We start from the raw sequence: 19,361 nt of genomic DNA, 5'->3' as shown, positions 1-19,361 counted from the left end.
CGATCCACCATCAGTCCAGCACAAAGGACGGCATCCGATGTCCAAGGGTTCAGATCTGCTCGTCGCCGCACTTGAGAACGAAGGCGTCGAGCGCATTTTCGGCATTCCCGGCGAAGAAAACCTCGACGTGGTCGAGTCGCTCCGCCATTCCAGCATCGAACTGGTCATCACCCGCCACGAACAGGCGGCGGTGTTCATGGCGGCCACTTACGGCCGCCTGACCGGCAAGCCGGGCGTATGCCTGGCCACGCTCGGCCCGGGCGCGCTCAACTTCACCACCGGCGCCGCCTATGCGCTGCTGGGTGCGTGGCCGGTGATCATGATCACCGGCCAGAAGGGCATCGTCGCCAGCAAGCAGGCGCGCTTCCAGATCGTCGACATCGTCGGCACGATGAAGCCGCTGACCAAACAGGCGCGGCAGATCGTCTCGGCACGCACCATTCCGACCATCGTCCGCGAGGCGTTCCGTGTCGCCCAGGAAGAGCGCCCGGGCCCGGTGTTGCTGGAGCTGCCCGAAGACATTGCTGCCGATGAGGTCGAGGGCGTGGCGCTGATTCCGCCGCACGCGGTGGACCGTCCCATTGCCAGCCCGGAGGCGCTGGATCGGGCAGCAGAGCTCATCCGCAATGCAAAGCGGCCGCTGCTGATGATCGCTTCGGCGGCCTCGCGGCCGCAGTCCAGCGACGCGCTGTCCGCGTTCGTGCTGCGCGCCGGCATCCCGTTCTTCACCACGCAGATGGGCAAGGGCGCGGTGGCCGGTGGTTCAGGCCTGTACATGGGCACCGCGGCGCTGACCGAGCGCGATTACGTGCATATGGCGATCGACCAGGCCGACGTGATCGTGACCATCGGCCACGAGGTCACCGAGAAGCCGCCATTCGTGATGCGCCCGGGTGGGCCGACGGTGATCCATATCGGGTACTCGCAGGCGGCGGTGGAACAGGTGTATTTCCCGCAGGTGGAGGTGATCGGCGATATCGGTCGTTCGCTGACCCAGCTGGCCGACCGCATCGAGGGCGCGGTGCCGAATGCCGCTGCGCTGCTGCCGCTGCGCGCGACCATCCTCGAACACCTGGCCGACCGGGCCGAAGAGGTCGGGTTCACCCCGCAGCGGCTGGTGCACGACGTGCGCCAGGTGATGCCGCCGGATGGCATCGTGGCGCTGGACAACGGCATGTACAAGATCTGGTTCGCGCGCAACTACCGCACCCAGGTGGCCAACACGCTGCTGCTGGACAACGCGCTGGCGACGATGGGCGCGGGCCTGCCGTCGGCGATCATGGCCTCGATCCTGTATCCGCAGCGGCGGGTGCTGGCGGTGTGCGGCGACGGCGGTTTCATGATGAACAGCCAGGAGCTGGAGACGGCCCGCCGGCTGGGCCTGAACCTGGTGGTGCTGATCCTCAACGACGGTGCCTACGGCATGATCCGCTGGAAGCAGGCCGTGGACGGGTTCACCGACTACGGCATGACCTTCAGCAACCCCGATTTCGTGAAGTACGCCGAGGCCTATGGCTGCAAGGGCCACGAGGTGACGGCCATCGAGCAGTTCATCCCGACCCTGGAAGCGGCCTTCAACGAGGGCGGGGTGCACCTGGTGTCGGTGCCGGTGGACTATTCGGAGAACCAGCGGGTGCTGGTGGATGAGTTGCGCCAGGCGTTCCCCGGCAACAGGTAGCGGCGGAGCAGGGCCGGCCGATCCGCCCGGTAGGTGTCGACCTTGGTCGACACGCACAGCGCCAACCAAGGTTGGCGGCTACCGGGGCGGGCCCGGCCCAGGGCTGGGACTGGGCGGTTTTGGTATGCTGGGCAACCGGCTGTGCCGGGCGCTGCATCCCCCCTCACTACACGATTCCCGCAGATCCATGAGCGAAGCTACCGATACCCCCCCCGTCGACGAAAACAAGTTGATCGCCGAGCGCCGTGAGAAACTCAAAGCGCTGCGTGGGCAGGGCATCGCGTACCCGAACGACTTCCGTCGCGAGGACTTCGCCGGCCGCCTGCAGGAAGAATTCGCAGATGCCGAAACCTGGACCGCCGAGGCCCTGGAAGGCAACGGCCGCCAGGTGAAGATGGCGGGCCGCCTGATGGCCAAGCGCATCATGGGCAAGGCCAGCTTCGCGCAGATCCAGGACGAGTCCGGCCGCATCCAGCTGTTCCTGCAGGGCGCGGTGCTGGGCGATGCCTATACCGCCTTCAAGGGCTGGGACGTGGGCGACATCATCGCCGTCGAAGGCGGCCTGACCCGTACCAAGACCGGCGAGCTGTCGGTCAAGGCCGAATCGATCCGCCTGCTGACCAAGTCGCTGCGCCCGCTGCCGGACAAGTGGCATGGCCTGGCCGACGTCGAGCAGCGTTACCGCCAGCGTTACGTCGACCTGATCGTGACCCCGGAGTCGCGCGCGGTGTTCATCAAGCGCTCGAAGATCATCCGCGCCATGCGCGCGTGGCTGGACAACCGCGACTTCCTGGAAGTCGAGACGCCGATGATGCACTACATCCCCGGCGGCGCGGCGGCCAAGCCGTTCACCACCCACCACAATGCGCTGGACCTGGACCTGTACCTGCGCGTGGCGCCGGAGCTGTACCTCAAGCGCCTGACCGTGGGTGGCCTTGAGCGCGTGTACGAGATCAACCGCAACTTCCGCAATGAAGGCGTCAGCACCCGCCACAACCCGGAATTCACCATGATGGAGCTGTACGAGGCCTATGCCACGTACAACGAGATCATGGACCTGACCGAAGGCGTGATCCGTGACGTGGCCAAGGCCGTCAACGGTGGCACCGAGGTCGAATGGGACGGCGCGAAGATCGACCTGGGCCCGGCATTCCGCCGCTGGCGCATGGACGAGGCAGTCCGCCACCACAACCCGGAAATCTCCGTCGCCGATTGCACCGACCGCGATGCGCTGCTGCGTCATTGCGAGCGCCTGAAGATCCGCGTCAAGCCGTCCTACGGCTGGGGCAAGCTGCTGCTGGAGATCTTCGAGGCCACCGTCGAGCACACCCTGATCCAGCCGACCTTCATCACCGACCATCCGGTGGAGGTCTCGCCGCTGGCCCGTGCCAACGACAATGACCCGGGCTACACCGACCGCTTCGAGCTGTTCGTCAACGGCAAGGAGCTGGCCAACGGCTTCTCCGAGCTGAACGATCCGGAAGACCAGGCCCAGCGCTTCCAGGCCCAGGTGGCGGCGAAGGAAGGTGGCGATGACGAGGCCATGCACTACGACGCCGACTACATCCGTGCGCTGGAGTACGGCATGGCACCGACCGGCGGCCTCGGCATCGGCGTGGATCGCCTGGTGATGCTGCTGACCGGCAGCAGCTCGATCCGCGATGTACTGCTGTTCCCGTACATGCGTCCGGAGCAGTAAGTCGCCTTTTTGACTCCCGATTGTGCGCGCCGTCCCGAAACGAGACGGCGCGATTGACGCGTCCCGCACTCGGCGTATCGTAATTGCACTACCTTGACGCCTGTTATGGCTTGATCGGCGGCAGGGGGAGGGCACGGTGTGGGGAGTCCGCTTCACATTGTGATGACGATCATGAATCAGGACGCATGACACGGGAGTCAGGCCGATGCAGGGTGCGAGCGTTCGCAGCGGCAGAGTATCCTCGCCTGCTGATGATCCAGCGTGGTCGAGAAACCAGGCAGAGTACGCGTTGAACATCGTCATAGTTGACGACCAGACTTCGGCCCGGACGATGCTGCGTCACGTCATCGAAGACATCGCGCCGGAACTGAGCGTGTATGACTTCGGAGACCCGCTGACCGCATTGGCCTGGTGCGAAGCCCATCCGGTCGACCTGCTGCTGCTCGATTACCGCATGCCGGAGATGGATGGGCTGGAATTCGCCCGTCGTTTCCGTCGCCTGCCCAAGCACCGTGACATTCCGGTGATCCTGATCACCGTGGTCGGTGACGAGCCGATCCGGCAAGCGGCACTGGAAGCAGGCGTCATCGACTTCCTGGTCAAGCCGATCCGCCCGCGCGAGCTGCGTGCGCGCTGCTACAACCTGCTGCAGCTGCGCCAGCAGACCGAGAACGTGAAGCAGCGGGCGCTGTCGCTGGAGCAGCGCCTGCTGGCCAGCATGCATGAGGTCGAAGAGCGCGAGCGCGAGACGCTGTCGCGGCTGGCACGCGCGATCGAGTTCCGTGATGCCGGCACCAGCGCCTACCTGGAGCGCATGGCGCGCGTGGCCGGACTGATCGCCGAACAGCTCGGGCTGCCCGAAGAGGAGGTGCGCCTGATCGAAATGGCTGCGCCGCTGCATGACATGGGCAAGATCGCCATTCCCGATGCGGTGCTGCTCAAGCAGGGCAAGCTCAACGAGGAAGAGCTGGCGATCATGCGCCGGCACCCGCGGATTGGCCATGAACTGCTGAGCGGCAGCCAGAATCGCTTCATCCAGGTTGGCGCGTTGATCGCACTGCGTCATCATGAGCGCTACGACGGCAGTGGCTATCCCGATGGGCTGGTCGGCGACGCGATTCCGCTGGAAGCGCGCATCGTGGCCGTCGCCGATGTCTTCGACGCCCTGATTTCGCCCCGTCCGTACAAGGAAGCATGGACCATGGAAGCCACCCTGGCTTATCTCTACGCCCAGCGTGGCCGCCTGTTCGATCCCCGATGCGTGGACGCGCTGCTGCGCGGCCGCGAACAGCTCGACCAGATCTGCGCCGAGCATTCGATGGCGTCCGCGCGCCCGGGGCTGGGCGCGTGAAACGCCTGTTGTCGCAGCTGCGACTGCGCCTGTCCCAGCGTCAGGACAGCGAGCACGGCCAGCAGATCGTCCGCATCGTGCTGATCAGCCTGATCCTGGCCTACGTACTGTTGCCGGCACCGCGCCACGATCTGCCGCACACCCAGTACGTCGGTGTGCTGGCGATCGTGCTGACCGGCCTGAGCCTGTCACTGTTGCTGTTCGGCTGGCTGCTGTGGCGGCCGGCGCGTTCCGATCCCCGCCGCGTGCTGGGCATGCTGGCTGACTACGGCCTCATTGCTGCCGGCATGGTGCAGATGGGTGAGCCGCTGGCCTGGGTCTACATCGTGGTGATGTGGGTGACGGTCGGCAATGGCATGCGCTTTGGCAACCACTATCTGTACGTGGCGGTGGCCATGGCGATGGTGAGCTTCGGTTGCACCGTGATGCTGACGCCTTACTGGCAACAGAATTTCCGCCTGGCCATCGGCCTCTGGCTGGGCCTGGCAGCGGTGCCGCTGTACTTCTCGACATTGCTGCGGCAGCTGACCGAAGCGATGGCCGAGGCGCGCCGCGCCAGCGAGGCCAAGAGCCGGTTCCTGGCCAACATGAGCCATGAGTTCCGCACGCCGTTGAACGGTCTCAACGGCATGACCGAAGTGCTGGCCACCACGCGCCTGGATGACGAGCAGCGCGAGTGCCTCAACACCATCCAGGCGTCGTCGCGCAGCCTGCTGGCACTGGTGGAGGAAGTGCTGGACATCTCGGCCATCGAGGCCGGCAAGCTGCGCGTGGTGGCCGAGGACTTCGCCGTGGCCGACGTGATCCAGGCGATCGGTCTGATCCTGTTGCCACAGGCCAAGGCCAAACGGCTGGATTACCGGGTGAAGGTGGCCGATGGTGTGCCGCCACGCGTGCGCGGCGATGTCGGGCACCTGCGGCAGATCCTGCTGAACCTGGCCGGCAACGCGGTCAAGTTCACCGACCATGGCCGGGTCGAGATACGTGTCGGCGTGGTGCAGGCCGATGCCAGCGGGGCGGTGCGGTTGCGCTTCGACATCCTCGACACCGGCATCGGCGTGCCACCTGCCATGCGTGCACGGCTGTTCGACGCGTTCGAGCAGGCCGATGTCAGCATGGCGCGCCGCCACGAGGGGACGGGGCTGGGCACGACCATCGCCAAGGGCCTGGTCGAGGCGATGGACGGTGACATCGGCTATCTGGAAAACCCGCCGCGCGGCAGCCACTTCTGGGTCGAGCTGCCGTTCGCGCCGCCGCAGCCGCAGGTGCCGGGCGCGGTGCCGAGCCTGAGCGGCGACGAAGACGCGGGCCCGGGCGGCAACGTGATCGCTTTTGCCGATCCGTTCCTGCGCCATCGCGCCCGCGTGCGCAGCATGCAGATCCTGGTGGCCGACGACCACGAGGCCAACCGCATGGTCCTGCAGCGCCTGCTGCAGAAGGCCGGCCATCGCGTGCTGTGCGTGGACGGCGGTGAGGCGGTGCTGGATGCGCTGGCCGACAGCGAGTTCGACGCGGTCATCGTCGATCTGCACATGCCGGGCATGAGCGGGCTGGACATGCTCAAGGAACTGCGGGTGATGCAGGCCGGCGGCGGTCCGCGCACGCCGGTACTGGTACTCAGTGCGGATGTAACGCCCGAGGCGATCCAGCGCTGTACCCAGGCCGGCGCACATGCCTTCCTGGCCAAGCCCGTCGTTGCGGTGCGCCTGCTCGATACGCTGGCCGAGATCGCCAGCAATGCCCAGCTGAAGACCATGGCCGCACCGGTGGTGCGACCGGCGGCGCCGCTGCAGGATGGCGTGCTCGACAGCAGCGTGCTGGACGAACTGGCTTCGCTGGGCATGGGCGAGGGCTTCGAACGTGAGTTCATCCGCCAGTGCCTGGAGGACGTGGCGAGCTGCATGGGCAAGGCCGAGCAGGCCGGCGAGGCCACGCAGTGGGATGTGTTCCGCGAACAATCCCACGCGATCAAGGGCGTGGCCAGCAATCTCGGCCTGATGCGCGCGTCCAACCGTGCCGGCGAGCTGATGCGGATGGCCGACTGGCAGCTCAAGACCGAATGGCGTCAGCGCCTGGGCATCCTGCAGGAGGCGATCAAGGAAGGTCGGCGCGCGCTGGACGCGCGGGCCGAACGCCGCATGCGCGGCGCCGCCGATGATGGTGAAGCGCGCTGAGGCGTGGCGTGAACCCAAAAAAAGCCCGGTGGCCAGCCGGGCTTGAACCCATCCTGGGGGAGGGGAGGAATCAGGCCGCGTCGAGACTGGCGCGACGGGTCTGGGCCTTGATCAGGCGATCCATGGTGCGCAGCGAGCGGTCGCCGAGTGCGAGGGCGGAATCGACCCATACCTTGGTGATCTCCAGCAGTTCGTCGTAGCTGACCGGCTGGGCGATGGCGCGTGCGGCATTCATCGCCAGATAGGACTGCGGCGTGCGCTGCTGCTGGCGGATCAGTTCCTCGACCGCCGCCCGGCCTTCGCCCTTCTTCACCAGCACGTCGACCACGCCCATGGCATGCATCTCCTCGGCACTGTAGACCCGGCCGTCGAGGATGATCTTCTCGGCCAGATGGGGGGACACGCGCCGGCACAGGAAGGAGTACGCACCCATGCCCGGGAACAGGCCGAACAGCACCTCCGGCAGGCCCAGTCCGCTGCCTTCCTCGGCGACGATGGTGTGGCAGGCCAGGGCCATTTCCAGGCCGCCGCCGAGGGCGTCACCCTGGATCAGCGCGATCGAACGGACATCGCCGCCGAACCCGGTATGCAGGTGGTGCACGCCCTCCACGCAGCGCTGGGCGTAGTTCAGCAGGAGGTCGCGGTTGCCTTCGCGGATCAGGCGGGTGAACAGGTCCAGGTCGCCGCCCAGGTTGTAGGCGACGGCATCGGAGGCCAGCACGAAATGCCGCAATGTCCCGTTGTGGCGTTCGGCAGGGCTGCGGGTGATGGCCGCCATGTAGCTCCACATTTCGTCGAGCATGTCCTCGCGGCAGCAGGGTCGGATCCCGGTGGCGGCATCGGCGTGCATGAACAGCCAGTGGGCAGCGCCGTCGGCGCTGTCTTCGGTACGGATGGTGGCGAACGGTGAGCCGCTTGAAGGCAGCTTTTCGATGGTACTCATGGAAGGGTCCTCGGCATGCGGCCCGCAGTGTCAGGTGGGTGGCCGGCGGGCCGAACGGTCCACACACGCGGCGATGCTACACCGCCTCAGCGGCGTCGCATGCGAAAGGGCCCGGGACGTTTCCGCCCCGGGCCCTGCACTGTCCAGATTGCCGCAAACCCTTACTGGGCGGGCGTATCGCGGAGTTCGCGACGGAGGATCTTGCCGACGTTGGTCTTCGGCAGCTCCTTTCGGAATTCAACGATTTTGGGGTGCTTGTAGCCGGTCAGGTTGGCCCGGGCATGCTCCTTGACCATTTCGGCGGTCAGGTTCGGGTCCTTCTTCACGATGACCACCTTCACCACCTCGCCGGACTTGTCGTCCGGGACGCCGACCGCGGCCACTTCCAGCACGCCCGGCATCATCGCGATCACGTCCTCGACTTCGTTCGGGTACACGTTGAAGCCGGACACCAGGATCATGTCCTTCTTGCGGTCGACGATGTAGAAGAAGCCGTGTTCGTCCATCTTGGCCATGTCGCCGGTATGCAGCCAGCCGTCCGCGTCGATGGCCTTGGCCGTTTCCTCCGGGCGCTGCCAGTAGCCCTTCATCACCTGCGGGCCCTTGATGCAGAGCTCGCCGACCTCGCCCAGCGGCAGGATGGCACTGTTGTCATCCTTGATGCAGGCATCGGTGGAGGGGATCGGCAGGCCGATCGAGCCGTTGTACTCGGTCAGGGTAAGCGGGTTGATGCAGGCTGCCGGCGAGGTCTCGGTCAGGCCATAGGCCTCGACCAGGGTCACGCCGGTAACCTTCTTCCAGCGCTCGGCGACGGCGCGCTGCACCGCCATGCCGCCGCCCAGGGTGACCTTCAGCGAGGAGAAGTCGACCGTGTCGAAACCGGGGGTGTTGAGCAGGCCGTTGAACAGCGTGTTGACGCCGGTGATGGCGGTGAAACGCACCGACTTGAGCTCCTTGACGAAGCCCTTCATGTCGCGCGGGTTGGTGATCAGGTGATTGCAGCCACCGAACTTCATGAAGACCAGGCCGTTCGCGGTCAGCGCGAAGATGTGGTACAGCGGCAGGGCGGTGATGATCCACTCCTTGCCCATCTCGATGCCGGACGCACTGATCCAGGCCGAGGCCTGCTGCATGTTGGCGATCAGGTTGCGGTTGGTCAGCATCGCGCCCTTGGCCACGCCGGTGGTGCCGCCGGTGTACTGCAGGAACGCGATGTCGTCGTGGTCGATCTCGACCTTGGGCAGGCTGTGGCGGCTGCCGAGCTTGAGCGCCTGGCGGAAGCGCACCGCGCCCTTGAGATGGTAGTTGGGCACCATCTTCTTGATGTACTTCAGCACGAAGTTGACGATCACGCCCTTGGCGCCGAGCAGGTCGCCCAGGCCGGTGGTGACCACATGCTTGACCGGCGTATCGGCGATGACCTGCTCGACGGTGTCGCCGAAGTTGTCGACCACCACCAGCGCGGTCACGCCGGCATCGACCAGCTGGTGCTTGAGCTCGCGGGCGGTGTACAGCGGGTTGACGTTGACCACGGTCAGGCCGGCGCGCAGCACGCCGAAGGTGGCCACCGGGTACTGCAGGCAGTTGGGCATCATCAGGGCGACGCGGTCACCCTTCTTGAGCTTGAGCTCACCGAGCAGGTAGGCCGCGAACTGTTCGACCAGCGCGTCGGTCTCGCCGTAGGTGAGGACCTTGCCGAAGCTGGAGTAGGCGGGACGGTCGCGGAATTTCGCGACGGAAGCGTCGAAGACCGAAGCTACCGAATGGAACTCGTTGACGTCGATCTCGGCGGGAACGCCTTTCGGATAGCTCTGCAGCCAGGGACGATCCAGACTCATATTCCCCCTCCAGGAATCGTGATGTTTAGGTCCGGCCCTGAGCGTATCGACAACGGCCGGTCATTGCAGCATACCCCGCCGTAGGGAAAACGCGAAGAGGCCCCGAAGAGCCTCCTTGCTGGGTAGTGCCGGCCGCTGGCCGGCATCTGCGCTGGACGGACCATACGATGGATGCCGGCCAGCGGCCGCCACTACCGTGGCCCCAAACGGGCCGGCTGCGTCAACCCTGCTTGCGAACGGGTGCGCCGTTGGCCTTGTAGTACGGCGCGGTGCTACGGGCGAGCGGGGTGCGGCCGCGGATCACGTCGGCCAGCTTCTCGGCCATCATGATGGTCGGCGCGTTGAGGTTGCCGGTCACCACCTGCGGCATGATCGAGGCATCGACGATGCGCAGGCCTTCCAGCCCGTGTACGCGGCCCTGGCCATCGACCACCGCCATCGGATCGTCGGCATGGCCCATCTTGTTCGAGCACGACGGGTGATAGGCAGTCTCGGCGTGCTCGCGCACGAACGCATCGATCTGCGCGTCGGTCTGCAGCGCGCTTCCCGGCGAGATCTCGCGGCCGCTGTACGGGGCCAGCGCCGGCTGCGCGAAGATCTCGCGGGTGATGCGGATCGCCGCACGGAACTCGCGCCAGTCCTGGTCGTGCGACATGTAGTTGAACAGGATGCTCGGATGTTCGCGCGGGTCCTTCGAGCGCACGTGGATGCGGCCGCGGCTGGGTGAGCGCATCGAACCGACGTGCATCTGGAAGCTGTGCGCCTTGATCGGGTTGGAGCCGTTGTAATTGATCGCCACCGGCAGGAAGTGGTACTGCAGGTTCGGCCAGTCGAATTCGGCGTCGCTGCGGATGAAGCCACCGGCCTCGAACTGGTTGCTGGCGCCGATGCCGGTGCCCAGGAACAGCCACTCGGCACCGATCGCCGGCTGGTTGTACAGCTTCAGTGCCGGCGCCAGCGACACCGGCTTCTTGCACTCGTACTGCAGGTACATTTCGAGGTGGTCCTGCAGGTTGGCGCCGACGCCCGGCAGGTGGTGCACCAGGTCGATGTCCAGGCTGCGCAGCAGGTCGGCCGGGCCGACGCCCGAGCGCTGCAGGATCTGCGGCGAGGCGATGGCGCCGCCGCACAGCAGCACTTCGCGGCGGGCGGTGGCGCGCTGCGGCTGGTCGCTGTGCAGCCACTGCACGCCCACCGCACGCTTGCCCGAGAACAGGATGCGGTCGGTCAGCGCGTGGGTGACGATGGTCAGGTTCGGGCGCGGCTTGGCCAGGTCCAGGTAGCCGCGGGCGGTGCTGGAACGACGGCCCTTCGGGGTCACCGTGCGGTCCATCGGGCCGAAACCTTCCTGCTGGTAGCCGTTGAGGTCGTCGGTGCGCGGGTAGCCGGCCTGCACGCCGGCTTCGACCATCGCAGCGAACAGCTCGTTGTTGCCGGCCTTGGGCGTGGTAACGCGCAGCGGGCCGTCGCCACCGTGGTAGTCATTGGGGCCGATATCACGGGTTTCGGCCTTGCGGAAGTAGGGCAGGCAGTCCAGGTAGGTCCAGTCTTCCAGGCCCGGCATGCTGGCCCAGTTGTCATAGTCCATCGCGTTGCCGCGGATGTAGCACATGCCGTTGATCAGCGACGAGCCGCCCAGGCCCTTGCCGCGGCCGCAGTCCATGCGGCGGTTGTTCATGAAGGGCTCCGGATCGGTCTTGTACGCCCAGTTGTAGCGCTTGCCCTGCAGTGGGAAGGCCAGTGCCGCCGGCATCTGGGTACGGAAGTCGAGCCGGTAGTCCGGGCCACCGGCTTCCAGCAGCAGCACGCTGACATCGGCATCTTCGGTGAGGCGGGTAGCCAGCACGTTGCCGGCCGAACCGGCGCCGATGATGATGTAGTCGTACTCGTTGTGGGTGCTCATGGGTGTCTCCTGCAGGCCGGGGCGCGCTGCATGCAGGCGTCCCGGCGGAATGTCGGATCGGCGCGGTGGCCGGACGATGGGGCGTGCTGGCGGCGCGCCGGTCAGAACACGCTGGCGTAGTCGCCCAGCTCGACCTGCACCGACTTGATGCGGGTGTAGTGGCCGAGGGTCGAGATGCCGTTCTCGCGGCCGACGCCGGATTCCTTGTAGCCACCGACCGGCATTTCGGCCGGCGATTCGCCCCAGGTATTGATCCAGCAGATGCCGGCTTCCAGGCGGTGGATGATGCGGTGGGCGCGGCTGACGTCCTTGCTGACCACGCCGGCGGCGAGGCCGAAGGTGGTGTCGTTGGCACGACGCACCACTTCGTCTTCGTCGTCGTAGGCGAGGATGCTCATCACCGGCCCGAAGATCTCTTCCCGGACAATCGTCATGTCATCGCGGCAGTCGGAGAACACGGTCGGCAGCACGTACGCGCCATTGGCCAGCGCGCCTTCGGTGGCACGGCCGCCGCCGGTCAGCAGGCGGGCGCCTTCGGCCTTGCCGCTTTCGATGTAGCGCAGCACGTTTTCCATGTGCGGGAAGCTGGTCAGCGGGCCGAAGTTGGTCTCGGCGGCCATCGGGTCGCCGATGCGGATGCGCTTGACGCGCTCGACAACGGCGGCCTCGAACGCGGCCAGCATGCTGCGCGGCACGAACACGCGGGTGCCGTTGGTGCAGACCTGGCCGGAGCTGAAGAAGTTGGCCATCACCGCGATGTCGGCGGCGCGGTCCAGGTCGGCGTCATCGCAGATCACCAGCGGCGACTTGCCGCCCAGCTCCATGGTCACTTCCTTCAGCGAGGAGGACGCGGCGCTGGCCATGACCTTCTTGCCGGTGGCGACGCCGCCGGTGAAGGAAATCTTCTCGATCACCGGGTGCTCGGTCAGCCACTGCCCGATCTCGCGGCCCGGGCCCTGCACGACGTTGAACACGCCGGCCGGCACGCCGGCTTCGGTGTAGATCTCGGCCAGCCGGATCGCGGTCAACGGGGTCACTTCGGACGGCTTGAACACCATCGCATTGCCGGCGGCCAGGGCCGGGGCCGACTTCCACATGGCGATCTGGATCGGGTAGTTCCAGGCGCCGATGCCGGCCACCACGCCCAGCGGTTCGCGGCGGGTGTAGAAGAAGCTCGATTCGCGCAGCGGCAGCTGGATGCCTTCGATGGCGGTGGCCAGGCCAGCGTAGTACTCGACCACGTCGGCGCCGGTGACGATGTCCACGGTGGTGGTCTCGGCCAGCGCCTTGCCGGTGTCCAGGGTTTCCAGGTGGGCCAGTTCGTCGTTGCGCTCGCGCAGGAGCTCGACGGCGCGGCGCAGGATGCGCGAGCGCTCCATGGCCGTCATCGCGGCCCACACCTTCTGGCCTTCGGCCGCGCTCTGCACGGCGCGCTCGACGTCGGCCTGGCTGGCAACCTGCACTTCGGCGATCACCTCACCGGTGGCCGGGTTGACGGTCTTGAAGGTCTTGCCGCTGGTGGCATCGACGCGCTGGCCGTGGATGTAGAGCTGTTGGACGGGCAGGGTGGTCATGGGGCGTACTCCTTGGAAGGGGGCGGGTGCTGAAGCGCTTATAGCGCGGCAGCCTGCAACTGGAAGTCGATGTAGCCGTAGGCGATGCGCCGCGACTTGTCGGCGTTGAACTGGCCGCCGACCAGGCTGCCACGCAGCCACAGGCCGTCGATCATCGCGGCCAGGCCACGGGCGGCCAGGCGGGCCTGCGGGTGGGGCAGCAGGCGGTTGAACTGGTGGCACAGGTTGGAGAACAGGCGCTGGTCGTTGGCGCGCTGCAGCCGGGCCAGTTCCGGCTGGTGCATGCTGGCGGCCCAGAACGTGAGCCAGACGCGCATTGCGGTACCGTTGATCTGACTGTCGTCGAAGTTGCCATCGACGATGGCACGCAACTGCTCGCGGGGGTCATCGCTGGCCTCGGCGCGGTAGCGGGCGACGGCGTCCTTCAGTTCGCGCAGGATCTGCCGCATTGCAGCATTGAGCAGGCCGTCCTTGTCGCCAAAGTAGTGGGCGACGATGCCGCTGGACAGCCCTGCCTTCTTCGCGATGGTGGCGACGGTCGCGTCGGCCATGCCGATCTCGTCGATGGTCTGGAAAGTGGCCCGGATAAGCTGTTCGCGCCGTACCGGTTCCACGCCTTTCTTCGGCATTGTCTCTCCACGGATTGCGACCCGAAGGATCGGCTGCCCGCCATTATGCTTTTTATTGATTGAACGTTCAATCAATAAACCCTAGGATGCGCTCGCGCCCCACGCCATGGGCCCGGTTTACCGGTCCGGCCCCGCCCATGTGCTCCCCCGGACTGATGAGACGATCCCATGTCTTCCCTGGCTCATCCCAAGCGTTCGCCCCTGCGCTTGAACCGTTTTGTGTTTCTCAGCTCCTCGGTGTCGATCGGCATCCTCGGGCTGCTCACCGTTCTCTATCCCGAAGGCAGCGAGCACTGGCTGCAATGGGCGCAGGCCGAGGTGTCGGCCGCGTTCGGCTGGTGGTACATGCTGCTGATCGTGCTGTGCCTGGGCTTCGTGCTGTGGCTGGCGTTCTCGCCGTATGGCCGCATCCGCCTGGGCCACAACGAGGAGTCACCGGCCTTCGGCTACGTTGCCTGGGTCTCGATGCTGTTCTCGGCCGGCATCGGCATCGCGCTGCTGTACTACGGCGCCTACGAGCCGCTGGACCATTTCCTGCATCCGCCCGGGCAACCCGGCGGGACCGTGGCCGCCGGCCGCGAAGCGATGGTGCTGACCTTCCTGCACTGGGGCCTGCACGGCTGGGCGCTGTACGCGCTGGTCGGCGTGGCGCTGGGCTACTTCGCGTACCGCCGCGACCTGCCGCTGGCGCTGCGCTCGGCGCTGTACCCGATCTTCGGTGAGCGCATCCACGGCCGCATCGGCGACATGGTCGATGGTTTCGGCATCCTGGCCACGCTGATCTCGATGGTGACCAACCTCGGCATCGGCGCGCTGGTGGTGCAGTCCGGCCTGGTCTACCTGTTCCACATCCCGGATACGCCGCAGGTGCTGGTGGCCATCGTGCTGGTGATGATGGTGGTGGCCACCATCGGCGTGGTCGCCGGTGTGGAAAAGGGCATTGCCTGGCTGTCCAACCTCAATGTGCGCCTGCTGTGTGGCCTGCTGCTGTTCGTGCTGGTCACCGGCCCGACCCTGCACCTGTTCGATGGCCTGATCCAGAATACTGGTGATTATCTCGGCGCGTTCGTGCGCAAGAGCTTCGACATGTACCTCAACGATCCGAAGGGCCGTGAGTGGATGGGCTCGTGGACGCTGTTCTACTGGGCCTGGTGGATCGCCTGGGCGCCGTTCGTCGGCCTTTTCGTGGCGCGCATCTCGCGCGGCCGCACCATCCGCGAAGTGATCATGGGCGTGCTGCTGATCCCGCTCGGCTTCACCCTGGCCTGGCTGTCGATCTTCGGCAACACCGCCATCGACCTGGTGCTCAACCACGGCCAGGCGATCCTGGGTGAGGTGGCCCAGCACGATGCGGCGATGACGCTGTTCAAGCTGCTGGAATACCTGCCCGGCGCGCCGTACGTGGCCGGTGCCGCAGTGGTGATCGGCTTCGTGCTGTTCCTGACCCCGGTCGACTCGGGCACGCTGATGATCGCCAACCTGTGCACCCGTCGCGTTGACGATGGTGTGGAAGACGGCCATGACGCGCCGATCTGGCTGCGCGTGTTCTGGGCGGCCGGCATCACCGTGGCCAGCGTCGGCCTGCTGCTGGCGGGCAATTTCAGTGCGATGCAGACGGCGGTGGTGCTGTGTGGCCTGCCGTTCTCGTTCACCCTGGCGTTCTACATGTGGGGCCTGCTGAAGGCGCTGCGCACCGACCCGGACGCACCCCGCCGCTGAGCGCCTCTGTAGAGCCGAGCCCATGCTCGGCTGCTGTTGGCGCAGAAGCAGCCGAGCGCAGACTCGGCTCTACAGGGGGGCATCGCAGACGGAAAGGGCCGGACCCGCAAGGATCCGGCCCTTTTCCGTTACTTGGCTGCCAGCTGGCGCAGCACGTACTGCAGCAGGCCGCCATGACGGAAGTACTCGACTTCCTTCGGGGTCAGCAGCATCACCGAGACCTCGAAGGTCTTCTTCGTGCCATCGGCCTTGGTCGCGGTGACCGTGGCGCGCTTGCTGGCACCGTCCTGCAGGCCGGTGATGTCGATCACTTCCGAGCCGTCCAGGCCCAGGCTCTGCGCGTTCTCGCCGTTGCGGAACTGCAGCGGCAGCACGCCCATGCCGACCAGGTTGGAGCGGTGGATGCGCTCGAAGCTTTCGGCGATGACCGCCTTCACCCCCAGCAGCAGGGTGCCCTTGGCCGCCCAGTCGCGCGACGAACCGGTGCCGTATTCCTTGCCGGCCAGCACCACCAGCGGCACCTTGTCGGCCTTGTACTTCATGGCCGCATCGTAGATCGCCAGCTTCTCCGGCTGGCCACCGCCGGCGGGGTAGTACAGGGTGTTGCCGCCTTCCTCGCCACCGAACATCAGGTTCTTGATGCGGATGTTGGCGAAGGTGCCGCGGACCATCACGTCATCGTTGCCGCGGCGGCTGCCGTAGCTGTTGAAGTCGGCCGGCTGCACGCCGCGTTCCTGCAGGAAGCGGCCCGCCGGCGAGTCCTTCTTGATGTTGCCGGCCGGGGAGATGTGGTCGGTGGTGATCGAATCGCCGAACAGGCCCATCACGCGTGCGCCGTGCACGTCGTCGATGCTGCCGGTCTGCATTGTCATGCCATCGAAGTACGGCGGGTTCTTGATGTAGGTGGAGGCATCGCTCCACGCGTACAGGTTGCCGTCCGGCGAGGCGATGGTGTTCCAGCGGGTGTCGCCCTTGAACACGTCGGCGTAGTTCTGCTTGAACATCTCCGGGCCGATGGTGGCGGCGATGACATCGCCGATTTCCTTGTTGCTCGGCCAGATGTCGCGCAGGAACACCGGCTGGCCGTCGCTGCCGGTGCCCAGCGGCTGGGTGGTCAGGTCGATGTCGGTGGTGCCGGCGATGGCATAGGCCACCACCAGCGGCGGGCTGGCCAGGTAGTTCATCTTCACTTCGGGGTGCACGCGACCCTCGAAGTTGCGGTTGCCGGACAGCACCGAGGTGACCACCAGGTCGCCGGCGGCGATGCCGGCGCTGACTTCGGTCGGCAGCGGGCCGGAGTTGCCGATGCAGGTGGTGCAGCCGTAGCCGACCACGTAGAAGCCGATCTTCTCCAGCTCCTTCAGCACGCCGGCCTTTTCCAGGTAGTCCGTGACCACGCGCGAGCCCGGCCCGAGCGAGGTCTTCACCCACGGCTGGCGGTTCAGACCCTTGGCGGCCGCATTGCGGGCCAGCAGGCCGGCACCGATCATCACCGCCGGGTTGGAGGTGTTGGTGCAGGAGGTGATGGCGGCGATGACCACCGCGCCATCCTTCAGCCGCACCTTGCGGCCTTCGATCTCGATGTCGGCGAAGCCCTTGGCCAGCTGCTCGTTGCCGACCGCCGCGCCGCCGCCTTCATTGACGAACGAGGAAACATCATCACTGCGCTTGTCGCGGTTGCTGGTCATGCCAACCAGTGCTTCGCGGTAGTTCTTCTGCACGTCCTCCAGCAGCACGCGGTCCTGCGGACGCTTCGGGCCGGCCAGCGACGGCTTCACCGTGCCCATGTCCAGTTCCAGCGTGGTGCTGTACTGGGCATGCGGGCTGCCCGGTTCGTGCCACAGGCCCTGTGCCTTGGCATAGGCTTCGACCAGGTCGATCTGCTCTTCGCTGCGGCCGGACAGGCGCAGGTAGTTCAGCGATTCGGCGTCGATCGGGAAGATGCCGCAGGTGGCGCCGTACTCCGGGGCCATGTTGCCGATGGTGGCTCGGTCGGCCAGCGGCAGGTGCTGCAGGCCGTCACCGTAGAACTCGACGAACTTGCCGACGACGCCCAGCTTGCGCAGCATCTGGGTGACGGTCAGCACCAGGTCCGTAGCGGTGGCACCCTCGGGCAGCTTGCCGGTCAGCTTGAAGCCGACCACCTGCGGAATCAGCATCGACGACGGTTGGCCGAGCATGGCGGCCTCGGCTTCGATGCCGCCCACGCCCCAGCCAAGCACGCCGATGCCGTTGATCATGGTGGTGTGGCTGTCGGTACCGAACACGGTATCGGGGTAGGCGATCGCCTTGCCGTCCTTGTCGGCGGTCATCACTACGCGGGCCAGGTTCTCCAGGTTCACCTGGTGGACGATGCCGGTGTTCGGCGGCACCACCTTGAAGTTGTCGAAGGCCTTCTGGCCCCAGCGCAGGAAGCCGTAGCGTTCCTGGTTGCGCTGGAACTCGATCTTGCCGTTGAGGTCCAGCGCGTCCGGCTTGCCGAACACATCGACCTGCACCGAGTGGTCGATGACCAGTTCGGAGGGGATCTGCGGGTTGATCTGCTCCGGCGAGCCGCCCAGCTTGACGACCGCGTCGCGCATCGCGGCCAGGTCGACCACGCAGGGCACGCCGGTGAAGTCCTGCAGGACCACGCGCGCCGGCATGAAGGCGATCTCGGTGTCCGGCTCGGCCGCCGGGTTCCAGCGGGCCACGGCTTCGATGTGGTCCTTGCCGACGGTGATACCGCCGTCCTCGTGCCGGAGCAGGTTCTCCAGCAGGATCTTCATCGAGTAGGGCAGGTGGGAGATATCGAAGCGCTGGCCCAGCGTGGGCAGGCTGAAGTAGTCGTAGGTCTTGCCGCCGACGTTCAGCTGGCTGCGGGTGGAGAACGAATCGCTCATGCGGGGTAACTCCTTCTTGCGGATGGCTTGCAGTGGCCCGCGCATGGGCGGGCCTGCTTGCGGTCGCCGCGGGCCTGACGGCCCCGGTCGTCCCAGTATGAACCTCAGACTGAATGGATTCATCCGGGCCGGGTTCCGGCCTGCGGCATCGGTTCCAGACTACAGGGGAAGGTGTATGGCGTATGTCACGTTTGTGGCCGATCCTTTGCGAGGCAAGGGCTGGCGGGGCGCCGGTCCTGTTCAGGGTGGAAGTATGCCCGGGGAAGTATGTATAATTTGTGCATACTCTGGAGGGCCTACCGATGGAAGCCACTGTTGCAGAACGCGGACAGATCACCCTGCCCAAGGCGGTGCGTGATGCCCTCGGCCTGACCAAGGGCACGCTGCTGAAGGTCGAGCTGGACGGCAGCCGCATCATCCTGCGCAAGAGTGTTGACGATGCGATTTCACGGGCGCGCGGCAAGTTTGCGCTGGACGGCTTCGAATCGTCCGACGCAGCGGTACGCGCGGTGCGTGACGAGGAATAAGCCGTGATGATCGCCGTCGATTCACCGGTGCTGGTCGAGCTGCTCAGCAATGGTCCGCAGGCCGATGCCGTGGAAGCCATCCTCCGGCAGAGCCTGGTCGGTGGCCGCGTGGTGGTCTGTGGCGCGACCCTGGCCGAGGTCTGCGCATCGCTGCGCGGCGGCGCCGAGGTGCTCGAAGCGCTGGAAGAAATGGGCGTGCACTTCAACCCGATGGAAGCCAAGTCGGCGCTGCGCGCCGGCGAGATGCACCGCCGTCATCGCCAGCGCGGCGGCAGCCGCCGCAGCCTGGACGAATTCATGGTCGGCGCCCACGCACTGCTGCAGTGTGACGGCCTGATCACCTGGAACGACACGTTTTACCGCGACTACTTCAAGGGCCTGAAGCTGATCGTGCCGCACGCCTGAGCCCACTTTGTTATTTCAACCTACGCATTACCCGGGAGT

13 protein-coding genes are annotated in these 19,361 nt (G+C 66.2%); 7 read left to right on the top strand and 6 right to left on the bottom strand.

Annotated features, from left to right (window positions below):
* The first annotated feature begins 37 nt into the window (after positions 1-37).
* The 4 genes from VG561_RS05960 (at position 38) to VG561_RS05945 (ending at position 6,902) form a co-directional block, all read left to right on the top strand.
* The gene (locus VG561_RS05960) at positions 38-1,678 is read left to right on the top strand and encodes an acetolactate synthase large subunit (protein WP_111206961.1); all 1,641 of its coding nucleotides are present in this window, start codon (positions 38-40) and stop codon (positions 1,676-1,678) included.
* Positions 1,679-1,865: 187 nt separating this feature from the next.
* On the top strand, positions 1,866-3,377 hold the full coding sequence (gene lysS / locus VG561_RS05955; RefSeq protein ID WP_049440102.1) for a lysine--tRNA ligase: 1,512 nt from the start codon (positions 1,866-1,868) through the stop codon (positions 3,375-3,377).
* Between the two features lie 205 nt (positions 3,378-3,582).
* Positions 3,583-4,728 (top strand): response regulator, encoded by a 1,146-nt coding sequence (locus VG561_RS05950; protein WP_032959453.1) that lies wholly within the window; start codon positions 3,583-3,585, stop codon positions 4,726-4,728.
* Positions 4,725-6,902, top strand: a complete 2,178-nt coding sequence (locus VG561_RS05945; RefSeq protein WP_046430396.1) for a response regulator — start codon at positions 4,725-4,727, stop codon at positions 6,900-6,902. The genes VG561_RS05950 and VG561_RS05945 overlap by 4 nt, the downstream gene beginning before the upstream one ends.
* A 70-nt stretch (positions 6,903-6,972) precedes the next feature.
* On the opposite strand, the gene VG561_RS05940 is transcribed toward VG561_RS05945, so the two are convergent.
* The 5 genes from VG561_RS05940 to betI form a co-directional block, all read right to left on the bottom strand.
* Positions 6,973-7,845 carry a crotonase/enoyl-CoA hydratase family protein gene (locus VG561_RS05940; protein WP_423179461.1) on the bottom strand — a complete coding sequence of 291 codons (873 nt, stop codon included), beginning with the start codon at positions 7,843-7,845 and terminating at the stop codon, positions 6,973-6,975.
* Positions 7,846-8,006: 161 nt separating this feature from the next.
* Complete coding sequence (locus tag VG561_RS05935; protein WP_014647008.1) at positions 8,007-9,683, bottom strand: long-chain fatty acid--CoA ligase; 1,677 nt, start codon at positions 9,681-9,683, stop codon at positions 8,007-8,009.
* A gap of 220 nt (positions 9,684-9,903) precedes the next feature.
* Positions 9,904-11,586 (bottom strand): choline dehydrogenase, encoded by a 1,683-nt coding sequence (betA, locus tag VG561_RS05930; protein ID WP_014647009.1) that lies wholly within the window; start codon positions 11,584-11,586, stop codon positions 9,904-9,906.
* A 101-nt stretch (positions 11,587-11,687) separates the two neighbouring features.
* A complete protein-coding gene (betB, locus tag VG561_RS05925; protein WP_014647010.1) occupies positions 11,688-13,160 on the bottom strand; it encodes a betaine-aldehyde dehydrogenase in 1,473 nt (490 codons plus the stop codon).
* A 38-nt stretch (positions 13,161-13,198) separates the two neighbouring features.
* Entirely contained in the window at positions 13,199-13,789 is a 591-nt protein-coding gene (gene betI / locus VG561_RS05920; protein WP_014647011.1) for a transcriptional regulator BetI, read from the bottom strand.
* Between the two features lie 168 nt (positions 13,790-13,957).
* Between betI and VG561_RS05915 the strand changes: the two genes are divergently transcribed.
* Positions 13,958-15,508: a BCCT family transporter gene (locus VG561_RS05915; RefSeq protein ID WP_014647012.1), complete on the top strand. Its 1,551-nt coding sequence runs from the start codon at positions 13,958-13,960 to the stop codon at positions 15,506-15,508.
* 128 nt (positions 15,509-15,636) lie between these two features.
* On the opposite strand, the gene acnA is transcribed toward VG561_RS05915, so the two are convergent.
* Positions 15,637-18,390: an aconitate hydratase AcnA gene (acnA, locus tag VG561_RS05910; protein WP_423179460.1), complete on the bottom strand. Its 2,754-nt coding sequence runs from the start codon at positions 18,388-18,390 to the stop codon at positions 15,637-15,639.
* 302 nt (positions 18,391-18,692) lie between these two features.
* Between acnA and VG561_RS05905 the strand changes: the two genes are divergently transcribed.
* A complete protein-coding gene (locus VG561_RS05905) occupies positions 18,693-18,917 on the top strand; it encodes an AbrB/MazE/SpoVT family DNA-binding domain-containing protein (protein ID WP_005409505.1) in 225 nt (74 codons plus the stop codon).
* A 6-nt stretch (positions 18,918-18,923) separates the two neighbouring features.
* Positions 18,924-19,322, top strand: coding sequence for a type II toxin-antitoxin system VapC family toxin (locus VG561_RS05900; RefSeq protein ID WP_005416402.1), 399 nt, complete (start codon positions 18,924-18,926; stop codon positions 19,320-19,322).
* The last annotated feature ends 39 nt before the right edge of the window (positions 19,323-19,361 follow it).

The sequence above is a fragment of the Stenotrophomonas sp. CASM110 genome (assembly GCF_049384345.1).
Lineage (GTDB): Bacteria > Pseudomonadota > Gammaproteobacteria > Xanthomonadales > Xanthomonadaceae > Stenotrophomonas > Stenotrophomonas muris.
The sequence above is the reverse complement of the archived record's forward strand: the minus strand, read 5'-3'. Positions and strand labels throughout refer to the sequence as shown.